This window comes from Serratia sp. J2, assembly GCF_046269175.1.
Taxonomy (GTDB): Bacteria; Pseudomonadota; Gammaproteobacteria; order Enterobacterales; family Enterobacteriaceae; genus Chania; species Chania fonticola_C.
Window position 1 is genome coordinate 1 of the sequence record NZ_JBKABN010000030.1, and the last position, 12,237, is coordinate 12,237.

At 53.2% G+C, this 12,237-nt stretch carries 14 protein-coding genes; 7 read left to right on the top strand and 7 right to left on the bottom strand.

The features are described from left to right. Positions 1-299 (bottom strand): pseudouridine synthase (locus ACKWMY_RS23370; protein ID WP_409487134.1); only part of this gene is annotated, 299 nt, incomplete at its 3' end. A gap of 95 nt (positions 300-394) precedes the next feature. Here ACKWMY_RS23370 and ACKWMY_RS23375 point away from each other — a divergent pair. Beyond that, positions 395-1,012 (top strand): histidine phosphatase family protein, encoded by a 618-nt coding sequence (locus tag ACKWMY_RS23375; protein WP_161711522.1) that lies wholly within the window; start codon positions 395-397, stop codon positions 1,010-1,012. Positions 1,013-1,087: 75 nt separating this feature from the next. Here the strand turns inward: ACKWMY_RS23375 and ACKWMY_RS23380 are convergent, their stop codons facing one another. Then, on the bottom strand, positions 1,088-1,984 hold the full coding sequence (locus ACKWMY_RS23380; protein WP_409487135.1) for a PhzF family phenazine biosynthesis protein: 897 nt from the start codon (positions 1,982-1,984) through the stop codon (positions 1,088-1,090). A 142-nt stretch (positions 1,985-2,126) separates the two neighbouring features. Here ACKWMY_RS23380 and ACKWMY_RS23385 point away from each other — a divergent pair, with 142 nt between their 5' ends. After that, on the top strand, positions 2,127-2,882 hold the full coding sequence (locus tag ACKWMY_RS23385; protein WP_409487136.1) for an alpha/beta fold hydrolase: 756 nt from the start codon (positions 2,127-2,129) through the stop codon (positions 2,880-2,882). A 140-nt stretch (positions 2,883-3,022) separates the two neighbouring features. Beyond that, on the top strand, positions 3,023-4,171 hold the full coding sequence (gene blaSFDC / locus ACKWMY_RS23390; RefSeq protein WP_409487137.1) for an SFDC family class C beta-lactamase: 1,149 nt from the start codon (positions 3,023-3,025) through the stop codon (positions 4,169-4,171). A gap of 46 nt (positions 4,172-4,217) precedes the next feature. On the opposite strand, the gene ACKWMY_RS23395 is transcribed toward blaSFDC, so the two are convergent. Next, positions 4,218-5,543, bottom strand: a complete 1,326-nt coding sequence (locus ACKWMY_RS23395) for a glycoside hydrolase family 10 protein (protein ID WP_409487165.1) — start codon at positions 5,541-5,543, stop codon at positions 4,218-4,220. Between the two features lie 81 nt (positions 5,544-5,624). On the opposite strand from ACKWMY_RS23395, the gene ACKWMY_RS23400 reads away from it, so the two are divergent. Together ACKWMY_RS23400 and ACKWMY_RS23405 are read left to right on the top strand one after the other, a co-directional pair. Next, on the top strand, positions 5,625-5,861 hold the full coding sequence (locus tag ACKWMY_RS23400) for a DUF4354 family protein (RefSeq protein WP_143182277.1): 237 nt from the start codon (positions 5,625-5,627) through the stop codon (positions 5,859-5,861). Between the two features lie 14 nt (positions 5,862-5,875). After that, complete coding sequence (locus ACKWMY_RS23405) at positions 5,876-6,232, top strand: hypothetical protein (protein WP_409487138.1); 357 nt, start codon at positions 5,876-5,878, stop codon at positions 6,230-6,232. A gap of 37 nt (positions 6,233-6,269) precedes the next feature. On the opposite strand, the gene ACKWMY_RS23410 is transcribed toward ACKWMY_RS23405, so the two are convergent. The 4 genes from ACKWMY_RS23410 to ACKWMY_RS23425 are packed head-to-tail and all read right to left on the bottom strand — an operon-like array spanning position 6,270 to position 9,893. Then, a complete protein-coding gene (locus ACKWMY_RS23410) occupies positions 6,270-7,586 on the bottom strand; it encodes an FAD-dependent oxidoreductase (RefSeq protein ID WP_409487139.1) in 1,317 nt (438 codons plus the stop codon). Next, a complete protein-coding gene (locus ACKWMY_RS23415; protein ID WP_409487140.1) occupies positions 7,583-7,831 on the bottom strand; it encodes a (2Fe-2S)-binding protein in 249 nt (82 codons plus the stop codon). The genes ACKWMY_RS23410 and ACKWMY_RS23415 overlap by 4 nt, the downstream gene beginning before the upstream one ends. Further along, positions 7,828-8,943, bottom strand: coding sequence for an NAD(P)/FAD-dependent oxidoreductase (locus ACKWMY_RS23420; RefSeq protein WP_409487141.1), 1,116 nt, complete (start codon positions 8,941-8,943; stop codon positions 7,828-7,830). Before ACKWMY_RS23420 ends, ACKWMY_RS23415 begins: the two co-directional genes overlap by 4 nt. Further along, positions 8,943-9,893 (bottom strand): 4-hydroxyproline epimerase, encoded by a 951-nt coding sequence (locus tag ACKWMY_RS23425; RefSeq protein WP_409487142.1) that lies wholly within the window; start codon positions 9,891-9,893, stop codon positions 8,943-8,945. The genes ACKWMY_RS23420 and ACKWMY_RS23425 overlap by 1 nt, the downstream gene beginning before the upstream one ends. 342 nt (positions 9,894-10,235) lie before the next feature. Here ACKWMY_RS23425 and ACKWMY_RS23430 point away from each other — a divergent pair, with 342 nt between their 5' ends. Both ACKWMY_RS23430 and ACKWMY_RS23435 read left to right on the top strand, forming a co-directional pair. Beyond that, positions 10,236-11,081, top strand: a complete 846-nt coding sequence (locus tag ACKWMY_RS23430; RefSeq protein ID WP_024530105.1) for an AraC family transcriptional regulator — start codon at positions 10,236-10,238, stop codon at positions 11,079-11,081. 195 nt (positions 11,082-11,276) lie between these two features. Then, a complete protein-coding gene (locus ACKWMY_RS23435) occupies positions 11,277-12,197 on the top strand; it encodes a dihydrodipicolinate synthase family protein (protein ID WP_308870335.1) in 921 nt (306 codons plus the stop codon). Positions 12,198-12,237 lie beyond the last annotated feature (40 nt).

Here is a 12,237-nt window from a genome sequence, read left to right on the forward strand (position 1 = left end):
CTGTAAACTTTGCTCACGGTGCGCAGGCTGAACTGTTGGCAGAGGACGGCGTTGATAGCCTTGTTGCGGGCAACTACCATCAGCCCGGAAGTGCCGAAATCAAGGCGGTGAATCAGAGTGCAGCCGGGGAATATCTTTACCAGCCGATAATGAACCGAATCGAGATTTTGCGGATTCTTTCCAGAGAGGCTAAGCAGCCCGGTGGGCTTATTGATAAGCACCAGGTGATCGTCCTGATAGAGGATCTCTATCTCGTCATGACACGGCGGGGCAATAAAGGTATCGAAAATCGTAGACATCAGGCTGCCGGATGGGGAGTGGATGTGGATAATAAAGAATTTTCAGCTGGCTGGCGAATCTCGCCGTTAGCCTAATGGAGCAACGGAAATTTTTGATGAAAGTGATACTTGTACGACACGCGCAAACGGAATGGAATCAGCGCGGCATTATCCAGGGACATATGGATAGCCCAGTGACGAAGCGAGGTGCGCTCGAGACATCAGCGTTACTTGAAGCATTAACAGACGCTGCTTACCCTACAGACTGTGTCTACGCATCTCCCCTTGGTCGTGCCTGGCATATGGGGCAGGCACTGGCGGATTGTTTCCTCTGCCCGTTGGTTGCTGAACCCGCGCTGAAAGAGCAGGCATTCGGTCATTATGAAGGGATGACACGGGAGCAAATACAATCTGACTATCCCAGTGAAGCAGAGTCGCTATTTGCGCGAGATGCGCAGTTTTGTCCCCCTGACGGCGAATCACTGACACAGGCTTCTCAGCGAGTTATCAATTTTTTGCACAGCCAACAAGCGGTAGCTCCACACCAGACAATATGCATAGTGTCTCACGGCCAAGTCAGCCAGGGCGTTCTGGCATTGCTCAAAGAGGGAAGAATCGACAATTTTTCCAGTTATGCTCAACCGAACGCGAGCTACTCTGTTTTAGACCTGGCTGGGGATAAATGCGTCACTCTCCGATGGGGGATCGCAACACATTTACTTAAGCTGTTGTGATTCATCTGAGCAATTATTAAGACCGGGAAAGCGCACCCGGTCACTATGCCGATATTCTGTGAGTTATCGCCACAGCTAAATGTGCAACTGACCATTTATCAGCGTGCAACTCTGCCCACCAACCCAAGGCTCATCGTCAATAAAACGAACGCTAACCCGGCCATCTCGATGCAGTTGGGTACCTTGGCGAACCTGATACCCCTGTGCCGTCGAGCTACCGTCGGGGAAGTTATTGGCCTTCAACAAACGGGCCAGGCACGCATTGGCACTGCCAGTCACTGGGTCCTCAACCAACTTGTCCCATTCAACCAGAAACGCTCGCATTTCGTAATCTGCTGGATCACCCGATGAATAGGCACCATAAATCACCACGCCATCAACATGATAATCAGTTTGCAGCTTCTTAATCATGGCTTGATCCGGCGTCATCGTCAGGCAGGATTGAGCGCTTGGCATACGTACCATAAGCCAGCGAATACCCATATCGGCAATCACCGGCATCGTATCGGCTTCAATAACCGCAGGCAGAAAAGCGGCCGTTAGCGTTTCCCTTTCTTCTGAAGTCAGCGTTCGAAGCGTTACCGCAGGTGCAGCAAACGCCAGCGTTCCTTCAGGTAAGATATTGACCGCAACCAGACCAACCCCGCATTCTTGCATCACCACACCCGGCTGTTTGGTCACCAGCCCAGCCTCCAGTAATGCATGAGCCGTACCCAATGTTGGATGCCCGGCAAAGGGTAGCTCTTTTTCGGGGGTAAAAATGCGCACCTGATAATCTGCCAGCGGATTAGTCGGTTTGAAAACAAACGTCGTTTCCGAAAGGTTGGTCCAGCGAGCTAATGAAAGCATCTGCATCTCATTCAAGCCCTCCGCCTCCAGGATCACTGCCAAGGGGTTTCCCTGCAATGGCGAGGTGGTAAATACATCAACCTGTTTATAGGCGCGTGGTTTCACATCATCTTTTCTGAGCATTTGCTGTAATCCGCTAGGTATAAGGCTTGATGATAGCGCTATTAAATGACAGACATCAATTGCTAATACCTTAAAATGGTTGGCTTTTGTGATACGTTGGCACTCATTGAGGCAGTCCCGGAAATTAACAGAGGAATACTACATGCAGAGTTTATTTTCGTTAACCGCTGGCGCCTGTGTGCGTTGGCACGATTTGCCAGGCCAGGGTATCCCGATTGTGTTTGTTCACGGGCTTGGGTGCGCGTCTTCCTATGAGTATCCACGCATTGTGGCAGATCCGGCATTTGCGGGACGACGCGCGATTCTGATTGACCTTCCTGGATATGGCTTTAGCGATAAACCTCGTGATTTTGATTACAGCATTGCTCATCAGGCAGACGTTGTGCTCGAAGTGATTACTGCATTGAATCTGTCACATTGCCATCTCTATGGTCACAGCATGGGGGGCAGTATCGCGATTGAAGTAGCAGAACGATTGGGTAAACGGATAGGTAAACTGGTGGTTTCGGAACCTAACTTTCATGCCGGTGGCGGCGTATACAGCCGCCTGCTGGTGGAGAGACCGGAAGCTGAGTTTATCTCGCAAGTGTACGACGAAATGCTGGCAGACCACACATCCCCCTGGAAAGGTTCGGCCCAAAATGCGGCCCCCTGGGCAATGTGGCGGGGAGCCAAAAGCCTGATTGATGGAGCTTCACCGTCATGGATGGAGACTTTCCTCAATCTGTCCTGTTCACGCTCACTGATTTTTGGCGAACAATCCTTACCGGACCGTGACTTTGAGTATGTCAGCCATCAGGGTATATCTGTAGCAACAGTGCCACAAGCAGGGCACTCTATGTCCTGGGAGAATCCGTCGGCATTTGCCGTGGTGTTACACAAGGCATTTAACGATTGATTTAGCACCATCGGTTATCATCCAAACCAATAGAAAAACTTTTAACAGATGCTAAATTTTACCGTTTGCCGCCCAACATCAAGTTCTACAAACTATGCGCGTCTGATAGAACCCTTAACCCTCAATGACGGAAAATCGCAATGTTGAAAAAATCCCTATCCTGTGTGCTGTTGCTCGCCACCTCAGGTTCAGTGTTTGCAGCACCGCAAACGGAAAAACAGATAGCCGACATTGTTAATCGCACCGTTGCGCCATTGATCAAAGAGCAGGGCATTCCCGGCATGGCCGTAGCGGTGATTTATCAGGGGCAGCCTTACTACTTCACCTGGGGATTGGCAGACGTTGCGGGCAAGCAGCCCGTCACGCAGCAAACCTTATTCGAGCTCGGTTCGGTCAGTAAAACGTTCACTGGAGTGCTAGGCGGTGATGCCATTGCTCGCGGTGAAATCAACCTTGGCGATCCGGCGAGCAAGTACTGGCCAGCGCTGTCGGGCAAGCAATGGCAAGGGATCACTTTGCTGCACCTGGCGACCTATACCGCCGGTGGCTTACCGTTGCAGATACCGGAAAACGTTACCGATGAAGCATTGCTGCTGAATTACTATCAAACTTGGCAACCACAATGGGCTCCAGGCACCAAGCGCCTTTACTCGAACGCCAGTATTGGTCTGTTTGGCGCACTGATGGTTAAACCGTCAGGCATGAGTTTTGATCAGGCGATGACCAAACGCGTGTTCCAACCGTTGAAGCTATCGCAAACCTGGATAAACGTGCCGCAGCAGGAAGATAAACACTACGCCTGGGGCTATCGCGATGGGAAGGCGGTTCGCGTTTCTCCGGGCATGCTTGATGCCGAAGCCTACGGCGTCAAGTCGACGATAGAGGATATGGCAAGCTGGGTGCAGGCCAACATGGTGCCTGCCAACGTGAAGGATGCTTCGCTGCAGAAGGGGATTACGCTTGCCCAATCGCGCTACTGGCATGCCGGTGATATGTATCAAGGTCTGGGTTGGGAAATGCTGAACTGGCCGGTTAAAGAGAAAACCGTGGTCGAGGGTAGCGATAATAAAAACGCACTGGCAGCGCTGAGCGTCACAAAAATCACTCCGCCAGCGCCAGCATCAAGCACCTCTTGGGTACATAAAACCGGCTCGACCGGCGGGTTTGGCAGCTACGTAGCCTTCATTCCTCAACAGGATCTCGGCATCGTGATGCTGGCGAACAAAAATTATCCTAATCCTGTGCGCGTTGAGGCGGCTTACCGCATTCTTGAGGCGTTGCAGAAGTAATTTTTTAGCCCCGCAGTCTCAGGGGGCATATTGCCCCCTAAATATCTCAACTACCCCAGCGACTTTTCAGGTAATTCACGGCCTGCTGGGTCTGTGGCTGATTAAGATAATCCTCTCTGAACAGGATCGTGCCTTTAATTTGCGATACGGACTCATTCAAATCCAGCTGCTTTTGTAGCTCCAGCACGCCACCGTTGACCATCCAATCGGGCTCGTTCTTTGACGGAATACCCACTTTATAGAGCGCCACACCGATATAAAGACGCGTATTGGTGGGGGTCACCACATTAGCCCACCATTTGGCGAGCACATCATAACGGGCCGCGTCACGCGCGAAGGGCCAATACAGCTGCGGAGCGATGTAATCCAGCAGCCCAAGTTGCACCCAATTGCGGGTGTCGGCATAAGATTCATCATATGCCGCAGCACCTCGCGTATTGGAACCGGCCGCATCGTGTGAGTGGTTACGCCATACGCCAGAAGGGCTGACTCCAAATTCAACGTCGGGATTCAACTTTTTGATCGTACGAGAAACTTGCCCAACCAATTGCTTGGTGTTGTCTCGCCGCCAGTCCGCTTTGGAGCCAAAGTGTTGACCATACTTTTTGAACGTCTGGCTGTCGTTGAGCACAGAACCAGGGGACTCAGCATAGAAATAATCATCAAACTGCACGCCGTCAATATCATAATGGGTAACCACCTCTGCTACGATGCTGGTGATCCAGTCTCGTACCTCCGGGATACCTGGGTCGAGCACGAATCGGTCGCCTGCGGTGCGGATCCAGTCAGGGTGTAGCACATAGACGCTGGCTGGCTGCTGCGACAATGTACGGTTCAATTTATCAATGGTTACAGGCTTGGTGTTAACGGACACTCGGTAGGGGTTAAACCAGGCATGGACTTTCATGCCGCGTTTGTGAGCTTCATCCAGCATAAACTGCAGCGGATCATAGCCTGGGTTGTCGCCAATATTCCCCGTCAGCACATCTGACCATGGCAAAATTTTTGATGCCCAGAGGGCAGTGCCATCAGGCTTAACCTGGAAAAAAACGGTGTTAATACCCAGCGTCTTCAGTTTATCCAGCTTGCCCTTCAGTGCTTCCTGCTGTTGGCGAATGCGGATGTCTGGGCTGCTGGCATTGACCGATGTCACTGGTGGCCAATCGAGGCGGGATACGGTTGCCAGCCAAACGCCACGCACCGGTTCCTGGCTTTGCCGTGATTTATCCGGGTGTGGTTGTTTTGCCACCGAAGGCAACGGAGTGACTAAGGATTTCGCAGGTTCAGAGGTGCAACTGGCCAGTGAAAGCACACCGGCAAGAAGTACGCCCAGTTGTTTAACTTTGGTAAAGCTATGAGAACAGGCGATGATTCGCTCCGGCTTCTATTGAGTATCTAAACAATCTTGTCATTCTCTTATTATTCGAATTTTAGTCAATACCGGTAGGCCAGATTGGTTGGACGCTGCAAACCACTATCAGCGCGAGATAGGCCAATCAGCCGGGACAACGTTGCCAGCCAACAGGTTGGAGTACGACCGTTAATCTGTCGTTTAAATCCTTTACACTATAATGTCTTCTATACCAAGGATTTCACCGTTAGCGTGACTGACCTGTCCGATAAAGATATCGAACTCAGTAAGTTATGTTTACAAGTATCCTCTGCTAACAAGATAGCCCCTTCAAATTAACTAAAGAAACTTTTATGAATAAATGTTTGCTTGCTGTTTTTCCCGCCATTATTTTGTCAGGCTGTGCTGCCACATGGGAACCGTTAGGTACGCCAACGCTGCCCCTTCAAGAGGCGAATAGCCTTTGCGATACTGAGTCATTAGCTCAGTACCCGGTTAAAAATGAGGTCGCTACTAGAAGCGTTGAAAAGCAGGTTTCATTGAAATGCAATAAAGATGACGATGGATGTAACAGCAGTGGTTATAAATATGAAAATAAACTAGGCGTTGAAAGCTACCCCTTGGACGTTAATATAAATAGCCGCAAAGCCGCATTTACTGCCTGCATGGCAAAAAAGGGCTGGAAAAACACCAGCTGGCTTCCGGGCTGATGTACCGCCCGGAGGGTGCCACCTAACATGCCACAGTTCAATTAGGACACTCCTCCTCTGAACACGGCACCGTACCAGCTCCCTCGCCCTGTGGGAGAGGGTTGGGGTGAGGGGCATGTAAAGCCAGTGTCTCAAGCCGTGCCGGGATCAAAGGAAATCTTGGCTGCGGTATGGGCCAGTCAAACAGATGTCGAGCCGCCGTGGCGCAGATTTTCCCTTGGCAAGCCCCCATACCGCAGCGGCTATGCAGTTTGGTGGGTGCCCAGCCCGTTTCGACATCAATTTCCCCCAGCGGCACATCCTCACAGCGGCACAGGAAGGTGTCGGCTGCGCCGAGGGTTTTCAGCGTTGGGTTTAGTACAAAGGTTTGGCTGACTGCGGCGGCAAAGTGCTGCCATACACTCCGTTTTGCCAGTAGTGCCTGAGCACGTACGATATTGCCGCTGGCGGCATACCCGGCAATCGCGCCTTCCGCCAAGGCCAGTTCACTTCCCCCCACACCGGTACATTCACCCGCTGCATACAGGTTGGCCACGCTGGTTTGTTGCAATGCATCAACGGTAATGGCCGCATTCTCTATTCTGCACCCCAATAGCATGGCTAATTCGATATTCGCCACCAGCCCGAATCCATAGGCAAGTCGATCGCAGGCGAACGTACGAACCTGATCCCCTTGTTGAACGCGAACTGCGGTCAGCCGCTGGTCGCCTAGCGCTTCCAGTACATAGCTATTGGGGCGATAGCGTCGGTGAAGTAAGCGTAATGACTGCCGCACTTTCGCTGGCCAATGCCACAACCCACTGGCGAATCTCGCCAGGCGTTTCATCGGGGCTTGTTCGGCCAGCAGTATGACCTTGCCACCCGCTTTGGTGACGCTATCGGCAACCGCCAGTAGCAACGGTCCGCTGCCTGCAATGACAATCCGCTCGCCTTGCAGCGATAAGCCATTTTTGATCTGCGCCTGTAAGCCGCCAGCACCTGTCACGCCCGGTAGCGTCCAACCAGGGAAGGGCAGTAGCAGCTCGCGCGCACCGCAGCATAAGATTAAGCGCTGATAGTCGATCGTCCCGCAACCCTGGGCATTTTCATACAGGAGTTGTTGCGGCCCGCTTTGTGCCACGACTGTTGTCGCACTGAGCAGGGTGAAGTTATCCAACGCCTCAACGGCTTGCCGATAGCGTAGGGCGATCGCGGGTAAAGTGACCGCTGGCCCATCACGCCAGATTTGCCCGCCAGGCCGAGGATTATCATCGAGCATGACTATGCGTTGCCGGCTTTCGCCTGCGGCCAGGGCTGCAGCCAATCCGGCTGGGCCAGCCCCAATAATCAACACTTCGCATTGCAGGTTGTTCATTTCTGCCCGTTCCTTTCGATATTCATCTCGGGCTGGCACAAGGTTTGGCAAGCCAGCCGCTGTACGCCATTGATGATGACTCGGCATTCCTGGCACACGCCCATGCCACAAAAGGGTGCGCGCGGTTGCTGGCTGACGGAGATCCGGCAATGATCCTCTCCGCTTAAGCTGAGTGCGGCGGCTACGGTAATGCCTTCCTGTACCTGATAAGGTTGCCCGGCAATGGTTAAGGCAATCAGTTTCATTGGTGGGCCTCGTTTGTGGTGAACATACGCGCGGCTCGATAAGGGGTGTCATCAATTGCTGTGCGCTGTTGCTGGATTTGTGCAGCGATCAATGCAGCGCTACCCATCGCCGTGGTTACGCCCAGCCCTTCATGGCCCAGAGCCAACCACAGCCATGGATAAGCCGGGTGTGGGCCCAGTAGGGGTATTCCGTCCGCCGATGCGGCTCGAAACCCCGCCCAGCAGCGGATGAGGTTCATGGTTGCCAATGCGGGCAGAAACTCTGCAGCACGCTTGAGCATGGTGGCGAGCAATGGCATGTCGATTGCCGGATCGAGCGAATCAAACTGGCGTGAGGAACCGATCAGCAACTGACCAGTTGGCCGAGCCTGCACGTTAAAGGCCACCGAGGTCCCATCAGAGGCATGCGCACTAGCCCCGTAGCCCAACTCAACCAATTGGTGCCGAACCCGTTGCGGGTAACGATCGGTGATCGCCAGTTGGCCTTTTTTCGCTCTGAGCAGCGGGGCTGGTAACAGCTTGTCGGCGTGCAATCCACAGGCTAACGTTATCACCGCTGCGCTAAGCCGCTCCCCATTGGCCAGTATCACCGCCTGTTGTTCCAACGCGACCACTTCGCCATAAATCTGCCGTACCGCATCCCCCGCATCTTCAACCAACCAACGCGCAGCATTTGGGGCATAAATGATGCCATCCCCCGGTACGCGCAATCCTCCGGCCAATCCGCTACGCAGCATGGGTTCAAGCTGTGCGACTTGTTGTGAGCCCACAAGTTCGCTGTTGACCCCAAGTGCAGCCATCCGCTGCTGCTTCACTTCGGCAATCGCCATTTCTTGCGGTTTTTCCGCCAACCATAACGTTCCGCAGCCGCGCCAGGCGCAGTTATCCGGCATACGGTCCAGCACGCTGCGCCACAAATGCAGGGAATAGGCACTCAGCGCCATCTCTGCTGGGTTGTCATCCATACAAACCAAATGGCCCATGCCAGCAGCGGTAGCGCCAGGGCGGCGATCGTCAACCAGTAACACCCGTAATCCTTGTTGCGCTAGCTGCCACGCGCAGGCAGCACCGATAATGCCCGCGCCAATGACAATCACATCGGCGGTTGCCATTAACGTATCCCCCAGGCGAAAACGTCACGCTCATCCAGCAAGAGTTGGCTATCGGCGCAAATAAAAGCTTCCCCGCGAATGAACGGCGTCACGCGGTTTCCTTCATTAGCTTGGTAATATCCACTGAATTCACTGCCGATCACGCTGGCCTGTCGCCATTCTTCACCTGGCTGCAGTTTTCCGTCTGCTGCCAGGCAGGCGAGTTTGGCGCTGGTCCCGGTGCCGCAGGGCGAGCGATCGTAGGCTTTGCCTGGGCACAACACGAAATTGCGACTATCGGCTCGTTCATCGGCGGCGAAAAGCTCAATATGATCGATGATCCCTCCGTCTTCACCGTAGATCCCCGCGTTTTCGAGCGCCTGCCGTACCGCCCAGCTAAAGGCCGTTAGTGCTTCCAGATTGTGGGTGTCGATCGCCAAATGATGATCGCTGATGAGAAAGAACCAGTTTCCGCCCCAGGCGATATCGCCGGTTACCTCGCCATAGCCGTCAACAGTCACGGTTACCTGCTGGCGGTAGCGATAGGCGGGCACATTCTCAATGGTTACGCTGCCATCGGCATGTAGCGTGGCGTTCACCGTCCCGACCGGGGTCTCGATCAGGTGTTCGCCGGCGCTGATGCGCCCCAGGTAAGCCAGGGAAGTGATTAGCCCAATCGTACCGTGGCCGCACATGCCAAGATAACCGGAATTATTGAAAAAGATCACCCCGGCTGCGGCTTGCGGTGAGCAGGGCTGGCACAGTAAAGCCCCCACCAAGACATCATTGCCCCGGGGTTCAAGAATGATGGCGCTGCGCCAATCATCATAGCGTTGTGCGAAAAGCGCCTTTCGCTCGGCCATGCTGCCGCTGCCCAGGTCGGGAAAACCGTCGATAATCAGCCGAGTGGGTTCACCGCCAGTATGGGAATCGATCGCTCGTAATGTGATGAAAGGGGATGCAGGTGTCATCGGAATCTCTCAATGGTTAATTAATTGTTATCAATAACCCAAGACTGACCGAAACCCACCTTCGCGGCTTGACCTGTTTCGGCAAAGGTAATGCCGAAATCAGCATAGTGCTAAATTGCCTGAACGAACTTATCCTTCAAGAAGGAATAAAAAGTATTTATTTATCAGAATATTAATTGTTTCTTAGCGCCAGAATTTGATGAGTTTGCCTGAAACTTGCCAAAAATTTGCGGTGATCCGCATATTCGGTAGAACGCGCTTGATAAGTTACAGAAAAGTTAATACTGATCCGGGTGAGTTAAAAACAGCCAATTATGGCCACTTGCTGAAAAGGGTATTGCTATGCGATTAACCTCAAGCTTTCAGGCTCCTCCGCTCACGCCCTGTAATGTTGAGCTGCAACCACAAGAGTGCTTTGCTGTCGAACACCTCACCCAGTTCTGTGATGGCTTGGTGCAACAGCGTCCCCATTCGTTACATAGCGTATTGAATTCACTAGCATTGATTGCGCCGCTGCTTAATGCCATTCCCAATGTGGTGTTTTTTATCAAGGATGCGCAGGCCCGCTATCTGCTGGCAAATCTCACTTTGGCCAAACGTTGTGGTTTTAAAACGGTGACGCCGCTGTTGGGTAAAACCTCGGCAGACGTTTTCCCGACCCAGTTGGGTTCAGGCTATACCGAGCAAGATCTGCGGGTGTTACACCAAGGGGTGCAGATCCAGGATCAGCTTGAAATGCACCTATACAGCGGCCGCGAAACGGGCTGGTGCCTGACGCAAAAGATGGCGCTGTATGACCAGCAGGGCAAGATTATCGGCATGGCCGGGATCTCACATGATTTGCAGGAAGCGAAGGCTAACCACCCGGCCTATCAACGATTGGCGGCGCTAGATGTTTATATCCGTCAGCACTACGGCAGGCCGATCGCGATGGAAGAGTTGAGGGCGTTGACCGGCCTTTCCGTGGCGCAAATCGAGCGCTACTGTAAACGTATTTTCCACCTGACACCGCGCCAGATGATCCACAAGGTCCGGCTAGAGAAGGCCACAGAACTGCTGGCTGGTGATATGCCAATTACCGAGATCGCATTGCAATGCGGTTATACCGATCACAGCGCTTTCAGTCGCCAGTTCAAGGCCATGACCGGTGCTAGCCCCCGCGATTTTCGTGCCACGTTAGTTCCCTAATTAGCTGAAATTATGACTTTTATGATGCAACTGCGTCACAGGCTCCGCTGCGCGCAATTCCCCCCATTATGCCAATTTCGTCCTCGCATTCGGTGAAAACCGTCAAGCCGCTGCCGAGAATACCCGTCAATCTGTTATTGAAATTCACCAAAAATTAACGGGCAATTAACATTTCAAGCAAAAGGGACCCATACGATGAGCAATAAAGCGATTAACTGGAGTGGGGTATTTCCGGCAGTCAGTACGCAATTTCGCAGCGATTTTTCTCTGGATCTTGATGCGACCCATGCGGTGATCAAAAACCTGGTCAAAGACGGTGTCTCTGGCCTGGTGGTTTGCGGCACCGTGGGTGAAAACACCTCGCTGACTATGCAGGAAAAACTGGCGGTCATCGAGGTGGCGAAAGACGCCGCACAAGGCAAAATCCCGGTGATCGCCGGGATTGCCGAATTCACCACCGCCTTTGCACAGAATATGGCACGCGAAGCGGAAAAAGCCGGTATCGACGGCGTGATGGTAATGCCTGCGCTGGTTTATTCATCCAAACCGCACGAAACCGCAGCACACTTCCGCAGCGTGGCCACCGCCACCGATCTGCCAATTATGGTCTACAACAACCCGCCGATTTATAAAAACGATGTCACACCTGACATTCTCACCACGTTGGTCGACTGCGACAACATCGTCTGTTTCAAAGACTCTTCTGGCGATACCCGCCGCTTTATCGATTTACGCAATGCGGTCGGCGATCGTTTCGTGTTGTTCGCCGGGTTGGACGACGTGGTGTTGGAAAGCCTCGCCGTGGGCGCAGAAGGGTGGATCTCTGGCATGTCCAACGCGTTCCCTCGCGAAGGGGAAACCTTGTTCCGGCTGGCGAAACAAAAGCGCTTCGAGGAAGCCCTGGCCCTGTATAGCTGGTTTATGCCGTTGCTACATCTGGATGCCCGCCCAGACCTGGTGCAGTGCATCAAGCTTTGTGAAGAACTGGTGGGTCGTGGCAGCGCGGTGACCCGCCCACCGCGTTTGGCATTGCAGGGGGAAACGCTGCAAGAGGTGACGAGAGTTATCAAAACAGCGCTGGCCAACCGTCCGACTCTGCCAGATGTCGGCCTGTGATCTCTCAAGGAGGCCCGGCTTTTAGCCGGGCTATAACAGG

Bases quoted from the DNA above. Each gene is read 5' to 3' on its own strand.
- ACKWMY_RS23380 (WP_409487135.1), bottom strand. From the start codon at position 1,984: ATGCTCAGAAAAGATGATGTGAAACCACGCGCCTATAAACAGGTTGAT.
- ACKWMY_RS23425 (WP_409487142.1), bottom strand. From the start codon at position 9,893: ATGACACCTGCATCCCCTTTCATCACATTACGAGCGATCGATTCCCAT.
- ACKWMY_RS23375 (WP_161711522.1), top strand. From the start codon at position 395: ATGAAAGTGATACTTGTACGACACGCGCAAACGGAATGGAATCAGCGC.
- ACKWMY_RS23415 (WP_409487140.1), bottom strand. From the start codon at position 7,831: ATGAAACTGATTGCCTTAACCATTGCCGGGCAACCTTATCAGGTACAG.
- ACKWMY_RS23385 (WP_409487136.1), top strand. From the start codon at position 2,127: ATGCAGAGTTTATTTTCGTTAACCGCTGGCGCCTGTGTGCGTTGGCAC.
- ACKWMY_RS23410 (WP_409487139.1), bottom strand. From the start codon at position 7,586: ATGAACAACCTGCAATGCGAAGTGTTGATTATTGGGGCTGGCCCAGCC.
- ACKWMY_RS23430 (WP_024530105.1), top strand. From the start codon at position 10,236: ATGCGATTAACCTCAAGCTTTCAGGCTCCTCCGCTCACGCCCTGTAAT.
- ACKWMY_RS23435 (WP_308870335.1), top strand. From the start codon at position 11,277: ATGAGCAATAAAGCGATTAACTGGAGTGGGGTATTTCCGGCAGTCAGT.
- ACKWMY_RS23420 (WP_409487141.1), bottom strand. From the start codon at position 8,943: ATGGCAACCGCCGATGTGATTGTCATTGGCGCGGGCATTATCGGTGCT.
- ACKWMY_RS23405 (WP_409487138.1), top strand. From the start codon at position 5,876: ATGAATAAATGTTTGCTTGCTGTTTTTCCCGCCATTATTTTGTCAGGC.
- blaSFDC (WP_409487137.1), top strand. From the start codon at position 3,023: ATGTTGAAAAAATCCCTATCCTGTGTGCTGTTGCTCGCCACCTCAGGT.